9 protein-coding genes are annotated in these 16624 nt (G+C 67.9%); 3 read left to right on the top strand and 6 right to left on the bottom strand.

From position 1 onward, the window contains the following. Positions 1-88: 88 nt before the first annotated feature. From ACVCMG_RS06410 to pgmB, 5 genes are all read right to left on the bottom strand, one after another. Positions 89-1483, bottom strand: coding sequence for a sigma-54-dependent transcriptional regulator (locus ACVCMG_RS06410; protein ID WP_395116778.1), 1395 nt, complete (start codon positions 1481-1483; stop codon positions 89-91). 255 nt (positions 1484-1738) lie between these two features. Continuing rightward, a complete protein-coding gene (locus tag ACVCMG_RS06405; RefSeq protein ID WP_447115140.1) occupies positions 1739-3982 on the bottom strand; it encodes a glycosyl hydrolase family 95 catalytic domain-containing protein in 2244 nt (747 codons plus the stop codon). 19 nt (positions 3983-4001) lie between these two features. Further along, positions 4002-5249, bottom strand: a complete 1248-nt coding sequence (locus tag ACVCMG_RS06400) for an MFS transporter (RefSeq protein ID WP_447115139.1) — start codon at positions 5247-5249, stop codon at positions 4002-4004. 113 nt (positions 5250-5362) lie between these two features. Continuing rightward, the gene (locus ACVCMG_RS06395; protein WP_447115138.1) at positions 5363-7906 is read right to left on the bottom strand and encodes a TonB-dependent receptor; all 2544 of its coding nucleotides are present in this window, start codon (positions 7904-7906) and stop codon (positions 5363-5365) included. Positions 7907-7979: 73 nt separating this feature from the next. After that, entirely contained in the window at positions 7980-11006 is a 3027-nt protein-coding gene (gene pgmB, locus ACVCMG_RS06390) for a beta-phosphoglucomutase (RefSeq protein WP_447115137.1), read from the bottom strand. Between the two features lie 343 nt (positions 11007-11349). Here pgmB and ACVCMG_RS06385 point away from each other — a divergent pair, with 343 nt between their 5' ends. Next, positions 11350-12354, top strand: coding sequence for a LacI family DNA-binding transcriptional regulator (locus ACVCMG_RS06385; RefSeq protein ID WP_447115136.1), 1005 nt, complete (start codon positions 11350-11352; stop codon positions 12352-12354). Between the two features lie 110 nt (positions 12355-12464). Here ACVCMG_RS06385 and ACVCMG_RS06380 read toward each other — a convergent pair whose 3' ends face one another. Further along, on the bottom strand, positions 12465-14108 hold the full coding sequence (locus ACVCMG_RS06380) for a sensor histidine kinase (RefSeq protein ID WP_447115135.1): 1644 nt from the start codon (positions 14106-14108) through the stop codon (positions 12465-12467). Between the two features lie 298 nt (positions 14109-14406). Between ACVCMG_RS06380 and sucC the strand changes: the two genes are divergently transcribed. After that, positions 14407-15570, top strand: coding sequence for an ADP-forming succinate--CoA ligase subunit beta (sucC, locus tag ACVCMG_RS06375; RefSeq protein WP_447099541.1), 1164 nt, complete (start codon positions 14407-14409; stop codon positions 15568-15570). 14 nt (positions 15571-15584) lie between these two features. Beyond that, the gene (sucD, locus tag ACVCMG_RS06370; RefSeq protein ID WP_395116784.1) at positions 15585-16457 is read left to right on the top strand and encodes a succinate--CoA ligase subunit alpha; all 873 of its coding nucleotides are present in this window, start codon (positions 15585-15587) and stop codon (positions 16455-16457) included. The last annotated feature ends 167 nt before the right edge of the window (positions 16458-16624 follow it).

The raw sequence follows: 16624 nt of genomic DNA, 5'->3' as shown, positions 1-16624 counted from the left end.
GGCGGTCGCGGGGCATTCCCCGTGCGAACGCCTTCCCTCGTTGCGCGGCGGAAAGCCGTCGCGCGCGGGTAGGCGTCGGGTTGCGCCTTCAGTCGATGCCGAGCTTCTTCAGCTTGTAGCGCAGGGCGCGGAACGTGATGCCGAGTTTGCGGGCGGCGGCGGTCTTGTTGTAGCGCGATTCTTCCAGCGCCTTGACGATGGCGGTGCGCTCGATGTTGCTGATGTAGTCGTCCAGCCCGCCATCGGCGCTGGGTGCCGCGGCGGCGGCAGCGGCCGGAGCGCCGGCGGTGGCGGCGACCTCCGTCGGCGCCGGGCGCGCGCCGCGCTGGGGCAGCATCAGGTCGGAGGCCTCGATGCTGGCGCCGTCGCTCATCGCCATGGCGCGTTCGAGGATGTTCTCCAGCTCGCGCACGTTGCCGGGGAAGTCGTAGGCTTCCAGCGCGTCGAGCGCGGCCGGCGTCAGCCGCCCGACCTCCTGGCCGCTCTTGCCGGCCAGCGACTTGAGGATGAACGCGGCCAGCTGCGGCACGTCGCCGCGGCGTTCGCGCAGCGGCGGCACGCGCAGCTCGATCACGTTGATGCGGTAGAACAGGTCCTGGCGGAACTGGCCCTGCTCGACCAGTTGGCCGAGGTTCTTGTGGGTGGCCGAGAGGATGCGCACGTCCACCGGGATCTCGTCGCGGCCGCCGATCGGGCGCACCGCTTTTTCCTGGATCGCGCGCAGCAGCTTGACCTGCATGTGCAGCGGCAGTTCGGCCACCTCGTCGAGGAACAGCGTGCCGCCCTGGGCGGCCTGGAACAGGCCTTCCTTGTCCGCGCTGGCGCCGGTGAAACTGCCCTTGCGATGACCGAAAAACTCACTTTCCATCAGCTCGGACGGGATCGCGCCGCAGTTGACCGGCACGAACGGGCCGCCCGCGCGCGGACCGCGCTCGTGGATCAGCCGCGCGACCAGCTCCTTGCCTACGCCCGATTCACCGGCGATGTAGACCGGCGCCTGGTTGCGTGCCAGCTTGGCGATGGTGGCGCGCACCTGTTCCATCGCCGGCGAGTCGCCGATCAGGCGGTCGCCGGAGCCGCCGGCCTTGGCGGCGCCGCCGCCTTCGCGCTTCTCCTCGGCCAGCCGCAGCGCGGTGCGCACCAGGCCGCGCAGCATCTGGATGTCGACCGGCTTGGAGACGAAGTCGAACGCGCCGGCCTTGAGCGCGTTCACCGCCGCGTCGACGTTGCCGTAGGCGGTAATCATCGCCACCGGCGTGTCCGGGCAGGTTTCGGCGATCAGCTCGATGATCTCCTGGCCGTTGCCGTCGGGCAGGCGCATGTCGGTGAAGCAGAGGTCGTAGCTGTTTTCGCTCAGCGCGCGGCGGGCGTCGGCGACGGTGCCGACGGCTTCGACCTGCAGGTCCATGCGCCCGAGGGTGATGGTGAGCAGCTCGCGGATATCGCGTTCATCGTCGATGACCAGGACGGTCTGGAGGCTCATGGTTTGTCGCGCGGTGGGGAATCTTTTCCAGAATACCCGGCCCCGCGCCGTGGGGCAAAGGCTGCGCGCATCTGCTGGTGCTCCTGCCGACGACCGAGACAGCGCGCCCTCACGGCATGCGCCTGGCGCGATTCGGGCATCTCCCGGGTCGGAAAAGAGCGCCTGCCACATGCCGTCCAGGGCGCGCAATGCAGCACCGAGCCCGCCGGGGGCACGTTGCGGTCATGCTGTCCGCCTCGACCGGGCGCGAAAGGTTCAGCGCGTCTCGCGAGTCAGCCGCACCTTGCCGCCGGCATCGCGGTCGATGCGGATGTCGTGGCGCTGGCCGCGGAGGACGACGTTCTTCAGCGTCAGCGATGTCCACGCCGGCGGCAGTACCGGCGGATACGCCTGCACCAGCCCGTCGTCCTCGATGCGCAGGCCGCTGAGGCCGTAGACGAAGCTCTGCACGAAGCCGGCCGAGCTGGACAGCAGGTAGCCGGCGTTGTTGGCGACGGTCTCGGTGCGCACGTTGAACGGCGGCTTCAGGAAGCCGACCAGGTTGCGATCGATCCACTCGCCGGCGGCCTTGCCATCACCCAGCTCGGCCTCGCCCACGGCGAGCATCACCATCATCATCTCGTTGGGGTCGTCGCCGTGGGTCTTCAGCGCCTCCAACTGGAAGTCGAAATCATTGCGGCGCACTTGCGGCGACATCGGCAGGTCGAGGTTCGGGTACATCAGCCAGATCAGCGAGGAGCCCATCCAGGTGATCTTGTCGTGCGGCACCGAGGCGTCGAAATCGAGGTGGCGCTGGTGCTGCTGGTCGAACGGGATGTACATCTTGTCGGCGATCGTCGACCACTGCGGATCGGGCGTGGTGCCGACCAGCTTGGCCGCCTTGACCGCGATGCGCAGCGCCTTGCGCGCCGCGGCGTTGGTGAACGAGTCGTTCGGCACGTCGTCGTAAGCCTCGTCGGGCGAGGTGACGTGGTGGATCTCGTAGCGATCCTGCGCCTGGTTCCAGCTGACCCGGCTGGCCCAGAACTGCGCGATCTCGCGGATCACCGGCCAGCCGTACTGCTTCAGCCAGGCCTGGTCGCCGGTGGCCAGGTAGTACTGCCACTGGGCGATCGCGATGTCCGCGTTGACGTGGATCTCGCGCCACACGCCGTAGGCGAAGTGCGGCGTGTAGTCCGCACCGCTTTCGGGATCAGCCTCCCACGGATACATCGTGCCTTTCGCGCCGTACCGTTTTGCACGTTCGCGCGCCGGCTGCATGGTGCGAGCACGGAACATCACGATCGGCTTGGCGCGTTCGGGATGCAGCAGGAGCAGGGCCGGGAACACCCACGAATCGCTGTCCCAGAATGCGTGGCCGGCGTAGCCCGGAGTCAACGCGCAGGCGCCCATCGGCCAGGCCGTGCCCACCGTGGTGTTGGAGAGCAGGTAATACAGGTCCGAATGCACGGCGCGCTGCACGTCGGGGGCACCATCGATCACGATGTCGGATTGCCACAGTACGTGCCAGGCGGCGCGGTGTTCGGCGAGCAGCTTGTCGAAGCCGGTGTGGCGTGCGGCAGTGGCCAGCGCCACGTCGGCGCGGGCGTCGCCACCCCAGTCCTGGCGCGAGATCGCGACGTACTTGGTGAAGGCGTAGGTCCGGCCCTTGCGCACTTTCGCGGTGAGGTTCAGCGACAGCTTGTACGGGCCTTTCTCCAACTGCACGCTCTCCACGTCGAGGCCGGTCGGCAACTCGATCGCCGCGGCCTCGGCCATTGCCAGTCCGTGCTCGGCGCGGCCGTCCAGCCACACGGTCAGGGTCTTGCTGTCGCCGTCGCTGGCCAGTACGCGGGTGCGACCGGGGTACCACACGGCGGCGCGGTCGGGGGTCGGCACCGGCTTGTTCTGCAGGTTCTGGCCGCTGGCGATCACCGCGGCGATCATCTGGTCACCGGTCAGCGTGGCGATCGGGAACCGCGGCTGGTGCTCCGACCACAGCCGGATCGGAAAGGTGATCTGCACGCTGCCGTCGAATTGCGGGGTGATCGTCAGCCGGGTGGCGGCGAGATGGTGCGCCGCCTGGCTCACGAACGTGGTGACCTGCACGTCGGTCGACTTGTTGGCGTAGACGAAGCGGTAGTTCGTCGACAGCGTGCCGTCGTGCATGTTCAGCGTTTGCGCGTAGTCGGCGAAGATCTTCGGGTCGAGCCGGGTCGCGTTGAGCCAGCCGCCGCCGGGGTTGTAGTCGATCTCGCTCCAGCCGGGGATCGCGGCCGGGCGCGCGATGTCGCCGGGCTTGTAGTCCATGAATGCCACCATGTACGCGCGGTCGGGTTCGGTACCCCGCACCGAGGTCATGGTGGAGAAGTAGCCGTTGGCCAGGTAGCTGGGGAAGTAGCTGTCAAAGTTCGTCGCGGTGCCGGTGAGCAGGAAGCCGGGGTCGGTGGCGGCATGCGTCGGCAGGGCGAGCGCGGCGAACAGGAACAGGCCGGCGAGGGAGACGTGGCGTGGCTTCATGGTCGCTCCGGGTGGCGGGTCATTTCGCGGCAAGCCGGATCGCCGGGACCGCGCCGGCGCTATCGGTCTCTCGCTTGAAGAAGAACAGGGTGAGCAGGATCATGCTCATCGGCAGCAGCGAAAAATAGAACGCATGGATGCCGTCGAAGCTGGCGAACACCCGCGCGGTGATGTACGAGCCCAGTGTGCCGCCGAGCGCGGAGAACACCACGATCAGCCCCGTCATCGCCGCGTGCATCGGCTTGGGCAGCGAGCTCAGTGCCACCGAGTTGATCACCGGGTAGATCGGCGCCATCAGCAGGCCGAGCAGCGGGATCAGGTAGGCCGCCAGCGGCGCGTTGAACCAGCCCACGTCGGGCCGCGCCACCACGCCGCGGGCCAGCGGCAGCACCAGCAGCACCAGCACGCCCATGCCGATCACGCAGACGTTGAGCAGGACATGCCAGCGCACCCGTTTCAGCACGAAGCCGGCGAGGATGCGGCCCAGCGCGGTCATGCCGGCCAGGATGCTGGCGAACTGGATGCTCATCGCATTCGGCAGCTTCAGGATCTCGTTGTTGAAGGTGGGCAGCCAGGTGCCGAAGCTCTGCTCGATCAGCACGTACAGGAACGCCGAGGCGAGGAACACGTAGACCAGCGGACGCACGAACAGGCGCAGCATCTCCATGATGGCGTCGCCGAAGGAGTTGTTGTGTCCCTGCGCATGCGCGGCGCTTTCGTCCAGGGCGCTGGTGGCCAGCAGCGCTATGGTCAGCGCGCAGGCGCCGGCGAGCAGCCAGTACACGTTGAACCAGGCCGGGTCGCCCGGATTGGCCGGGTCGATGTAGGCGCTGAAGATCCAGTTGCCGGCCAGCACGCCGAGCATGAACAGGCCTTCGATGGTGTTGGTCAGGCGCGAATGCGCGGTCTTGTCTGCGGTGAGCAGGCCGATCGACGAGTACACGGCGACCTTGGCCAGCGCGAATGAAAAACCCACGCAGGCGAACAGCAGCCGCGTGGTAGGGAAACTCGGGTAGAGCGGCATCATCACGCAGGCACCACCGACGATCGCCAGCGCCAGCATCATCGAGCGCCGGTAGCCGAACATCGGCAGTAACGAGGCGACCAGGAACGAGGTGAACGCGATGGTCAGGTCCTTGTAGCGCTCCAGCGCGCTGGCCGCGGGCTTGTCGATGCCGAACGTGGCGATCGACTGCAGGATCACCGTGCCGACGCTGTTGAGCAGGATCGCGAAGATCATGTAGATCAGCACCAACGCGACGATCATGCGGATTCGATTCATGTCACCCCCCCGGTGTCGCGGTGAAAGGCTGGCGAAGATACGCGATCCGGATCGCTTGAGGGTTCGATCCGGATCGCGCGCCCCGCAGCCACCCAGACTCAGAACAGGTACTTCACCGTCATGTTCATTTCGCGGCCCTCCAGCGGGCGGGCCAGGATCACGCCATCGGTGCCGGCGGCCGAGCCGAAGATGCGCGAGTTGCTCTCGGTCAGGCCCAGTTCGTTGGTCATGTTGGTGCCTTGCAGGCGGACCTGCCAGTTTTGCCGCACGTTGGCAACGATGCCGAAGTCCAGCGTGTCATAGCTGCCCAGCTGCTGCAGGCCGGACTGATCCTGCGTGTGCGCGCCGACGTGGGTATAGGTCACGAAGGCGGTCACGTCGCCCCAGGCGAACGGCAGGCGGTAGCTCGGCGTGAGCATGTAGCGCACCTTCGGCTGGCGCTGCAGCTGCTTGCCGTTGACGGTGATGCACCGGGTGGTGCCGGTGGCCAGGTCGGTGTACAGGAAGCAGGAGTTGTTGTGCGAGTAGTGGCCGTCGAGGTAGTTGGCGACCACCTGCAGCTTGAAGTTCTCGAACGGCGTGATCGCACCGGACAGGTTGATGCCCTTGGAATCGGAGCCGTACAGCGCCTGCGCGCCGACCGGCACGCCCTGGCCGTTGGTGGGCTGGTAGGTCAGGCCGTTGAACTGGCGGTGGTACACGCTGATGTCGGCGTAGACGAAGTCCGACTGGTACTTGAAGCCACCTTCGAAGTTCTGGATCTTCTGCAGCGGCGGGGTGTTGCCGGTGGTGTTGCCGCGCAGCGCGTTGTCGAAGTCGCCGAAATGCGCACCCTTGTTGGCGCGGACGTAGACGCTCATGTTGTCGGCCAGCTCGTAGTTCACGCCGGCGGTCCACGACGGGTGGGTCTTGTCGTAGCGGGTTTGCGCGTAGGAGCCGTCGCACACCGGCACGTTGTTGTCGTACACCGTGTTCGGGTTGCCGTCGAGGTCGACGTTGTGGAGGTTGCACACGTTGTTGGTGGCGTTCTCGTTTTCGATGCGGCCGGACACGTCGATCAGCCACGGCCCGCTCCGCCACACGTCGGACAGGTAGAACGCCTTGTTGGTGGCGGTGCCGTGCTGGGCGATGTTGTAGCCGCCGTAGTCGAGGAAGCCCTGGTTGTCGGTGAGCTGCTTGGTCTGGCCGCCATCGACATAGCTGACCTGGATCGGCTGCGCGTTCGGCGTGTTGGTCATCAGCATCTGGTTGCCCAGTGCCCACTTGTCGTTCATGGTGTAGTGGGTCAGGTAGAGGCCGGCGGTGAGCGTATTGCCCTCGAACAGCTGCTTGCTCAGGCGGAAGTCGTTGCTCATGTTCTTCAGGTGCTTGTGGATGTACCACCAGCCCTGGTGGATCACGCTCTGGTTCGGGTCGACCGCGCCGCCGCCGTGCACGTAGGTGGCGGTGGCCGAGCCGGCGGGCAGGTTGAATGCGCCCATGCTGGCGGTACCGGTGTAGAGCATGTCGTTCATGCTGCCGGGGTTGTTGCCGGAGAACAGCGCGTTGGTGTCGACGTCGCCGCCGTCGATGAGGAACTTGTCCGACAGGTTCCAGCCGTCGCCCAGGTCGTAGTCGAAGTTGCCGCCGAGGAAGCTGAACTTGGCGCCGCGGCCGTTGGCGAGGTCGGCGTTGGTGCCGCCGCCAGGGTAGCCCGGCAGGCGCACATGCTGAATCCCCTTGCCGTTGTAAGTGTCGGTCAGCGGGTCGAAGCCGGGGTAGGCGCTGAAACTGTCGGTGCCGTGCTGGATCAGCGGGATCGGCGTGATGAACTGGTTTTTGTCGTCCAGGTGGCGCGCATACAGGGTGAAGCTGCCGTTGTCGCTGTCGTGGCTCAGCGTGGCGGTGAGCTGGCCGCCCTTGTCGGCGGGGAACTGCGGGTCGCGCACACCATCGGAGTCGCGATAGAAGCCGCCCACGCTGCCGTACCAGTTGTTGCCGAGCGGGAAACCCACGAAACCGTCGACGCGGCGCAGGTTCTCGTCACCCAAGGTGACGCCGACGCTGCCGCTGGGCACGTCGGTGCCGGTCTTCAGCATGAAGTTCGCGGTGGCGCCGATCTGTCCGTCGCCGAATACCACCGACGGGCCGCCCTGCAGGATTTCCACGCGGTCGACGGTGTCGTCGAGGCGGAAGAGCGAGGTGGTCTCGAAGAACGACAGCGTGGGCATGCCGTACAGCGGCGAGCCCATCAGCTGGGTGCTGAAGTAGGGCGCGTCGCCGCCGCCCGGGAAGCCGGCGATCTCGATGTTGGCGCCGGTCTGGCCGCCGGTGGACTCCGGCCACATGCCGGGGGAGATCTTCAGCAGGTCGGCCGTGCTCTTCGGGTTGGCTTCCTTGATCTGCTCGGCCGTGGCGGTGGTGACCGAGTAGCTGGTGTCGATCTTCTTCAGGCCGCCGGTGGCGGCGTTGCCCGTCACCACCACCTGCTCCATGGTCTTGGCCTGGGCGATCTCGGCCTTTTTCTGCGGGGTCGAACTCCGCGTGGCCGATGCTTGCGCACCCTGCGCCGGCGTGGTGTCCTGGGCCATCGTCGCACCGCAGAACAGGATGGCGGCAATGGCCACCGGAAGGCTCAGTCTGGACAGTTGCTTGGTCTTCATTTCCGTCACTCCCCACCAGTTGGATTGAATTGTTTTCACCGCGCAGCTCATGCCGGCTGTGCGGAACGGCCGCTCATGCGATGAAGCGGCTGATGTCGAACGCGGCAATGTCCGGCAACAGCACATCCGCCTTGTCCAGCTCCTGCGCGCGGCCGATGCCGACCGCCGTCATGCCCGCCCCGTGCAGGGCGGCGATACCCGCCGAGGCGTCCTCCACGCCGAGGCACTCCTCCGGGGCCAGGCCGAGCCCGCGCGCCGCCGCCAGGAAGATCTCCGGGTCGGGCTTGGAGCGGGCGATGTGGTTGGCGTCGACCACGTAGTCGAACAACGCGCCGATGCCCAGCCGGGCCAACAGCTGCGGCGCGTTGCGGCTGGCCGAGGCCAGCGCGGTCTTCAGTCCGACGCGGCGCACGGATTCCACTGCGGCGCGGGCGCCGGGCAGCAGGTCCTGCGGACCGAGCCGCTGGATCAGTTCGACGTAGTGGGCGTTCTTGCGCGCGGCCAGTGCGTCCTTTTCGGCCTCGCTGTATGGGCGCGGCGCCCGCTCCAGCAGGATCTCCAGCGAGCCGCGGCGGTCCACGCCCTTCATGCGCCCGGCGGTGATCTCGTCGAGCGGCACGCCGATCTCGTCCGCCAGCCGCTGCCATGCCGTGCGGTGCAGCACGGCGGTGTCGGCGAGCACGCCGTCGAGGTCGAACACCACGGCCTTCGGCGGCGACGGCGAAGCGACGATGCCGGTGCAGCGCAGGCGCAGCGGCTGGCCGGCGTGCAGGCGCTGCGGCAAGCCGTCGTGCAGGAAGGTGAACGGGCCGCCCTCGGTGAGGGTATAGCGCGCGCCTTCGCCGTCGACCTCCACGCGCAGGTGCGCGCCGCGCCAGCGCAGGCCGAAGCGGTAGCTCGTCCACGCCGCCGGCAGCCGCGGCGCCAGCGCGGGCAGGCCGTCGTGCACGCGCAGGCCACCGTAGCCCCAGGTCAGCGCCAGCCAGCTGCCGGCCATCGCCGCCATGTGCAGGCCGTGCGCCGCGTTGCCGTGCAGGTCGTCCAGGTCGACGCGCAGGGTGTCACGGAAATAGTGGAATGCCTTGTCGGCATGGCCCACCTCGGCCGCGAGCACGGCGAAAGTCGAGGCGGACAGGGTGGAGTCGTGCACGGTGACGCTTTCGTAGTAATCGAAGTTGCGGCGCTTGGCGGCCAGCTCGACCTGCTCGCCCGCCAGCATCAGTGCCAGCAGCGTATCGGCCTGTTTGCAGACCTGGTGGCGGTAGAGGGTGAGCGGATGCAGCTGCAGCAGCAGCGGCTGCCGCTCGGGCGTGACGGCGAGCTGCGGCGGCAGGCGCGGCTTGTCGAGGAAGCCGTCGTCCTGCGGGAAGACGCCGAGGGCGGCGTCCTCCGGAAGATGCATCGCGCGGGCGGCGCGACGCCACTGGCCAGCCTCGTCCTCGTGCAGGTGGAGGCGCGCGCCCAGCGCAGCATGTTCGGCCGGGTGGCTCAGCTTCATCCAGTCGGCGACGTCGGCGGCGTCCCGCAGGTGACGTTGCGCCATGCGGTTGGTGTAGTGGTTGTTGTCAACCAGGGCGGAGTACTCGTCGGGCCCGGTCACTTCGTGGATGCAGAAGGCGCCGCCGTGGCGCGCGCTGAAGTGTCCAATCTGCAGCCAGATGCGCGCGGTCTCGAACAGCATCTCGGCGCCGTACGCGAGCAAGAACGCCTCGTCGCCGCTGGTGTCGACATAGAGGCGGATCGCCCAGGCCACCGCCGCATTGATGTGGTACTGCGCCGAGCCGCTGGGGAAGTAGGAAGAGCACTCGTCGCCGCTGATCGTGCGCCACGCGTACAGCGCGCCGCGTGAGTGGTCGAGCTCGCGCGCATGGCGGCGCGCGTGGTCCAGCGTGCGGTAGCGGTACATCAGCATCGCGCGCGCCAGCTCCGGCGCCAGGGTGGCCAGCGCCGGCAGCATGAACACCTCGGCATCCCAGAAATAATGCCCCTCGTAGCCTTCGCCGGTGAGGCCTTTGGCAGCGGTGGTGCCGTGGCTGTCGCGGCTGCTCGACTGGAACACGTGGAACAGGTTGAAGCGCAGCGCCTGCTCGGTCGCGGGGTCGCCGTCGATGGCCAGGTCGGCCTGCGCCCACAATGTGGACAGCACTTGGGCCTGGCGCGCCAGCAATGCCGGGTAGCCGACTGCGTCGGCGGCGTCCAGCGAGGCGCGGGCGCGAGCGAGCAGGTCGTTTGCCTGATCTGCGGCCAACGGTGAGCTGAAGGTATAGGCGACGTATTTTTCCAGGCTGATCGCCTGGCCGGGCGTCAGCATGCCCTCGTAGACCTGGGTGACGCCGTGCGGCGCCAGGTTGGCGTGGCGGAAGCGCAGCTCGCCGGCGTGCCGGTGCCGCTGCGCGCAGATCAGCCGGATGCCGCTGTGGGTAGTCTGCTGGCCGACCCAGGCGAGGTCCTCTCCGGCGTGGGCGTCGCAGGTGCCCAGGCCGCCGTCGATGCGGCTGCCGATGCGCGGGTCGAAGCCTTGTTCCGCAGCCTCGCGCGCGGTGCTGATGGACGACTCCAGCGTGATCGGCCCGGCGTAGTCGAGCGAGCGCACGCGGTAATGGATCGCCAGCAGGCCGGCGTCTTCCAGGCTCACGATGCGCTCGGCTTCGATTTCCAGCGTGGCGCCCTCCGGCGAGCGCCAGCGCAACCGGCGCCGGTAGCAGCCCTGGCGCAGGTCGAGCGCACGTTCGAAATGCAGCCAGTTGCCCTGGTCCAGCCGTACCGGCTTGTCCCCGAGGCGCAGGTGGATGCGTGCGGCGTCGGCGACCGGGAGGCGCGTGTCGGTATACGCGGCGAAGCCGGGGAACCGTTCGTGGTAGTCGATCGGGCTGCGTTCCCACACGGTGGACAGCAGGGTGGCTTGGCTGGGGCTGTCGCTTTCCTCCAGATTGCCGCGCACGCCGAGGGTGCCGTTGGCCAGCGCGAACAGGCTCTCGTCCTGCGCAAAGCCGGCCGGATCGGTGCCGTGGCGCACCAGCAGCCAGGGGTCGACCGCGACCTCGGTGCCGACGGACGGCAGCTCGGCATCGAGCAGCACGGCTGAGTAGCTATCCACCATGAGTCCCCATTTCCCGGCCCCGCGCACCGGGCCGGGCGGCCCGCGAGGCTGCGGCTGGCGGCGAGCTTGCCAGCAATTGTTATCGGTATCAAGATACCGATAACAATTGCTGCGGAGATCGCCATGACCATGCTGTGGCGGGAGGCGGCGGCCGGGGCCTGGCACTCGCCCCATGCGCCACGGCGCAACCCGCACCGGCCCGGCCCGGCCCGGCCCGGCCCGGCGCGAGCTTGCATCGGCACGGCGAATGTCGACACACTGCGGGCGTAGGCCAGCGCCGTTGCTGGATGGCGGCGTGGCGGCACCGGGCCGGGATCGGCCAGACCAACAGGGAACCGGGCAGTTGAGCAAGAAGGGCGTGCGCCGGCACGCGTCGGGTGGCCTGACCATGGCCGACTTGGCGCAGCTGGCCGGGGTATCCAAGATCACCGTCTCGCGGGCGCTGGGGAACAGTCCGCTGGTCAATCCACAGACCCGCGAACGGATCCAGACGCTGGCGCGCGAGCACGACTACAAGCTCAACATCAGCGCGCGCAACCTGCGTCTGCGCCGCAGCCATACCGTGGCGGTGATCGTGGAGATGAAGCCGTCCACCGACCGAACCATGTTCGACCCTTACCCGCTGGTGCTGCTGGGCGGCATCTCGCAGGAACTGACCGCGGCCGGCTACAGCGTGCTGCTGACCACCCGCCAGGGCGCCAGCGCGGCGGCGGTGCAGGCCGCCGACGGGCTGATCCTGCTGGGCCAGGGCGCGCATCAGGACGCGGTGCGCCGCTTCGACAAGCTGAACCTGCCGATGGTGGTGTGGGGTGCGCAGTCGGCCAGCGACGCGCATGTGGTGGTGGGCAGCGACAACCGCCTCGGCGGCGCGGTGGTGGCGCGGCACTTCATCGCGCTGGGCCGGCGCCGTCCGGTGTTCATCGGCAATCCCAGCCACCCGGAGATCTTCGAGCGCCTGAACGGTTTCATCGACGCGCTGGCGGTGCGCGGGATCAAGCCGCTGCTGCTGCGGCGCGACGAGTTCACCGTGGACTCGGGCATGGACGCGGTGCACTCGCTGCATGAACGCAAGGTCGGCTTCGACGCGATCTTCGCCTGCAATGACCTGCTGGCGATGGGCGCGATCCGCGCCACGCTGGATCTCGGTCGCGCGGTGCCGGCCGACGTGTCGGTGGTGGGCTATGACGACATGCCGCTGGGCGCCAGCTTCTTGCCGCCGCTGAGTTCGGTGCGGCAGGACTGGCAGGAAGGCGGCATGCTGCTGGCGCGCAAGGTGCTGGCGCTGATCGAGGGCGAGCCGGCCGGATCGGAATGCCTGCCGGTCAACCTGATTGTTCGCTCCACCTGAGCCACGAGGCGGGTCGCCAGCGCTGGTGAAGCAAACCACGGCCATGCCTTCGCCATGGCCGGCGTGAGAGGTTGAAAAGTTCACCGCCTCTCGGCGGTGCGTCGGAACCTTCAGCCTTCGGCTTCGCCGTCGCCGGCGCCGCGGTTCATCTGCGCCGGCGTCAGGGTAAGCCGGAAGCAGCTGCCACCGCCGGCCACGCGCACGTACTCCAGCGCGGCCTGGTTGGCCTCGCTCATCTGCTTGGCCAGGTACAGGCCCAGGCCGGTGCCGTATTCGTGGGTGGTGTAGAACGGCTCGAAGATCTGTGCGGCCACCTTGGGCGCGATGCCGGGGCCGCGGTCGATCACCTCGAGGATCGGCACGCCATGCTCGCCCTGGCGTGCGACCACCATCACCCGCGCCGGCTCGCCGGGCAGGCGGCCGTAGCGCAGCGCGTTCTGCACCAGGTTCCACACCACCTGTTGCAGCTGCTGCGGATCGGCCAGCGCGACCACCGCCACGCCGGTGCTGGCGATCGCGCGCAGCGAGTCGGCGCCGAGGTCGTTGCCCTGGCGGTATTCCTCCACGAAATCCTGCGCCCAGTCGCCCAGGTCCAGCGCTTCCGGGCGCGAACGCTCGCGGCGCGACAGCTGCAGGATGTTCTCGATGATCTCGTTGAGCCGCACGCAGTGGTTGTTGATGATCTCGACCATGCGCTGGTCGGCGCCGTCCATGGTGCGCGATTCGGCCAGCAGCTGCGCCGAGTAGCGGATCGCCGCCAGCGGGTTGCGGATCTCGTGGGCGATCGAGGCCGACAGCCGGCCGAGCGAGCTGAGCGTGAGCTCCTCCGCGCGGCGCGACAGCAGCGAGGTGTCGTCGAGGAAGATCAATACGTGCGAGTCGTCGTTCGGCGCCAGCCGGGTGAAGCGCGGCACCACTTCCGGGACGCCGTCGGCGAGCTGGGTGGCGGTTTCGTCGAGCTTGCCCGAGGTCATCCAGTGGTACAGCCGGCGCGACAGCTCCGGCGCCAGCAGCCCGAGGTCGCGCTGGTCGGCGCCGGGATTGCCCAGCAGCATCCAGGCCGATTCGTTGATCTGGTGGATGCGGTTGGCGTCGTCCACCAGCAGCACGCCGGTCTTCATGCGGCGGATGATCAGTTCGTTGATCTGCGACAGGTTGGCCAGGTCGGTGCTGCGCTGCTCGGCCAGCGCCTCGGTGGCGCGCAGCTGCTGGCCCAGCACGCTGCACAGGGCGGTGGTGGCGAAATAGGCCAGGCCGAACAGCGCCGCTTCGAGCAGGTCGCGGTCACCGGCGTGGGGCGACAGCGACCAGCCGAACAGCGAGATGCCCAGCATGCCCAGCGTCGCCAGCGCGGCGAAGAAGCCGGACATGCGCAGCGGCAGGATCAGCGCGCCGGCGCAGAGGTTGACCGCCAGCATCATCGCGATACCGATGCGCGCATCGTGCATCGCCACGATCGCCAGCACCGCGGCGACGACGTCGACCACCAGGGTGGCGGCCACGGCGGTCTTTGCGTGGGCCATGCTGCGCCGGTTCAGCAGCAGCGCCAGCAGCGCGAAGATCAGGTACAGCGTGGCCAGCGTGCGCGCGAAGCCCGGCGCGGCCAGCTGCGGCCAGCCCATGCCGGGCGGGCTGAATGCCAGGGCGACGTACACCAGCGCCTGCACCAGCCTGAAAACATTGAGGAACGACAGCTCGTGGCGGATCGTCGCCGTCCCTGCGCGCGGATCGTTTAACGTAGCTAGGGTGGACACGTAGGCTGCGATTCCGATGCGGTTGCGGTCGAGTATATGACGCCCCGGGCAACCCCGGGCGGGAGCCGCACCACCGTCGTGGAGGCCGGAAAATCGCCGCCCGGCCGCTCGCGGCGGGAGTCCGCCCTTTCCATTGCGGCCCGCTTCCGCGAAAATGGGCGGCCGTTTGCTGCGGTTCGGCCCGTGTCCGGCCCTGTGCCGCGACCAGGTCGTGTGTGATTCCACCGCCGATCCCCTGACCCACGCCTTTCTTCATGCGTGCGGCCGTCATCGTTTCTCCGTTCGCTCGAGGTATCGAATGAATTTCCACGAATACCAGGCCAAAGAACTGTTCGCGCAGTACGGCATCGCCGTGCCGCCGGGCAAGGTCGCCAACTCCCCCGACGCCGCCGTCGATGCCGCCAAGGCGCTCGGTGGCACGCAATGGATGGTCAAGGCGCAGATCCACGCCGGCGGCCGCGGCAAGTCCGGCGGCGTCAAGTTCTGCAAGAGCTTCGACGACGTGCGCGCCGCCGCCAAGGGCATGCTCGGCACCAACATGGCAACCTACCAGTCGGCCGGGCGTGCGCTGCCGGTGAACCTGGTGCTGGTGACCGACGCCACCGACATCGCCCGCGAGCTGTACCTGTCGATCCTGGTGGACCGCGATTCCAAGGCCATCTCGTTCATCGCCTCCAAGCATGGCGGCGTGGACATCGAGCAGGTGGCGCGCGACACGCCCGAAGACATCCACACCATCGTGGTCGATTTCGTCGAAGGGCTGCAGCCGTACCAGTGCCGCCAGCTCGGCTTCGCGATGGACCTCAACAACAAGCAGGTCAACCAGCTGACCAAGATCATGCTGGGCCTGTACAAGCTGTTCAACGAGCAGGACCTGGCCCTGGTCGAGCTGAACCCGCTGGCCGTGCTGGAAGACGGCAACCTCGCTGCGCTGGATGGCAAGGTCAACTCCGACGACAACGCGGAGTTCCGTCATCCGAACCTGGCCGCGATGCGCGACCTGACCCAGGAAGACGCCGCCGAAGCCGCCGCGCAGCAGAGCAACCTCAACTACGTGACGATGGACGGCAACATCGGCTGCATGGTCAACGGCGCCGGCCTGGCGATGGCCACCATGGACGTGATCAAGCTGGCGGGCGGCGAGCCGGCCAACTTCCTCGACGTCGGCGGCGGCGCCACCAAGGAGCGGGTGACCGAGGCGTTCAAGCTGATCACCTCCTCGGACAAGGTCAACTGCATCCTGGTCAACATCTTCGGCGGCATCGTCCGCTGCGACATGATCGCCGAGGGCATCATCGCCGCGGTCAAGGAAGTGGGCCTGAAGATTCCCGTGGTGGTGCGCCTGCAGGGCACCAATGTCGATCAGGGCCGCGAACTGCTGGCCAACTCCGGCCTGGCGATCACGCCGGCGGATGATCTCAACGACGCGGCGCAGAAAGCCGTGGCTGCGGCCAAGGCCTGAGGAGCAATCGAAACATGAGCGTTCTCGTAAACAAAGACACCAAGGTGCTGGTGCAGGGCTTCACCGGCCAGCAGGGCACCTTCCACGCACAGCAGTGCATCGACTACGGCACCAAAGTCGTCGGTGGCGTGACCCCGGGCAAGGGCGGTTCGGAGCACATCGGCCTGCCCGTGTTCAACTCGGTGGATGAAGCGGTGCTGGAAACCGGCGCCGACGCCTCCGTCATTTTCGTGCCGCCGCCGTTCGCGGCCGACTCGATCCTCGAGGCGATCGACGCGGGCATCAAGACCATCGTGGCGATCACCGAAGGCATCCCGGTGCTGGACATGCTGCGCGTGAAGAACGTGCTGCAGCAGCATCCGGAGATCGTGCTGATCGGGCCGAACTGCCCCGGCATCATCACCCCCGGCGAATGCAAGATCGGCATCATGCCCGGCCACATCCACAGCAAGGGCAGGGTCGGCGTGGTCTCGCGCTCCGGCACGCTCACCTATGAGGCGGTGTTCCAGACCACCAACGAAGGCCTCGGCCAGAGCACGGTGATAGGCATCGGCGGCGATCCGATCAACGGCCTGAACTTCATCGACTGCCTCAAGCTGTTCCAGGACGATCCGCAGACCGAAGGCATCATCATGGTCGGCGAGATCGGCGGCAGCGCCGAGGAAGACGCCGCCGAGTTCATCGGCGAATACGTGAAGAAGCCGGTGGTCTCGTTCATCGCCGGCGCCTCGGCTCCGGCGGGCAAGCGCATGGGTCATGCCGGCGCGATCATCTCCGGCGGCAAGGGCACCGCCGCGGCGAAGTTCGCCGCGCTGGAGAAGGCCGGCGTCACCACGGTGAAGTCGCCGGCCGACCTGGGCAAGGCGCTCGCCAAGCTGATGAAGTAGGCGTTGGCGCAGGAGAACAAGGGCCGCGCATTGCGCGGCCTTTTTTTTGGCTTCGGCGCCGTCACGCGCCGGCAACGATCCGCCGCACGATCGGCGGATCTGAATGCAGCGCCCGCGTGGACGGGCCACCCGGCGCGGCATTCCACTACCATTCGCCGATTGAATCC

The organism is Rhodanobacter sp. UC4451_H18, from assembly GCF_052978225.1.
The sequence above is the reverse complement of the archived record's forward strand: the minus strand, read 5'-3'. Positions and strand labels throughout refer to the sequence as shown.

Bases quoted from the DNA above. Each gene is read 5' to 3' on its own strand.
- ACVCMG_RS06395 (WP_447115138.1), bottom strand. From the start codon at position 7,906: ATGAAGACCAAGCAACTGTCCAGACTGAGCCTTCCGGTGGCCATTGCC.
- sucC (WP_447099541.1), top strand. From the start codon at position 14,407: ATGAATTTCCACGAATACCAGGCCAAAGAACTGTTCGCGCAGTACGGC.
- sucD (WP_395116784.1), top strand. From the start codon at position 15,585: ATGAGCGTTCTCGTAAACAAAGACACCAAGGTGCTGGTGCAGGGCTTC.
- ACVCMG_RS06400 (WP_447115139.1), bottom strand. From the start codon at position 5,249: ATGATCGTCGCGTTGGTGCTGATCTACATGATCTTCGCGATCCTGCTC.
- ACVCMG_RS06405 (WP_447115140.1), bottom strand. From the start codon at position 3,982: ATGAAGCCACGCCACGTCTCCCTCGCCGGCCTGTTCCTGTTCGCCGCG.
- ACVCMG_RS06410 (WP_395116778.1), bottom strand. From the start codon at position 1,483: ATGAGCCTCCAGACCGTCCTGGTCATCGACGATGAACGCGATATCCGC.
- pgmB (WP_447115137.1), bottom strand. From the start codon at position 11,006: ATGGTGGATAGCTACTCAGCCGTGCTGCTCGATGCCGAGCTGCCGTCC.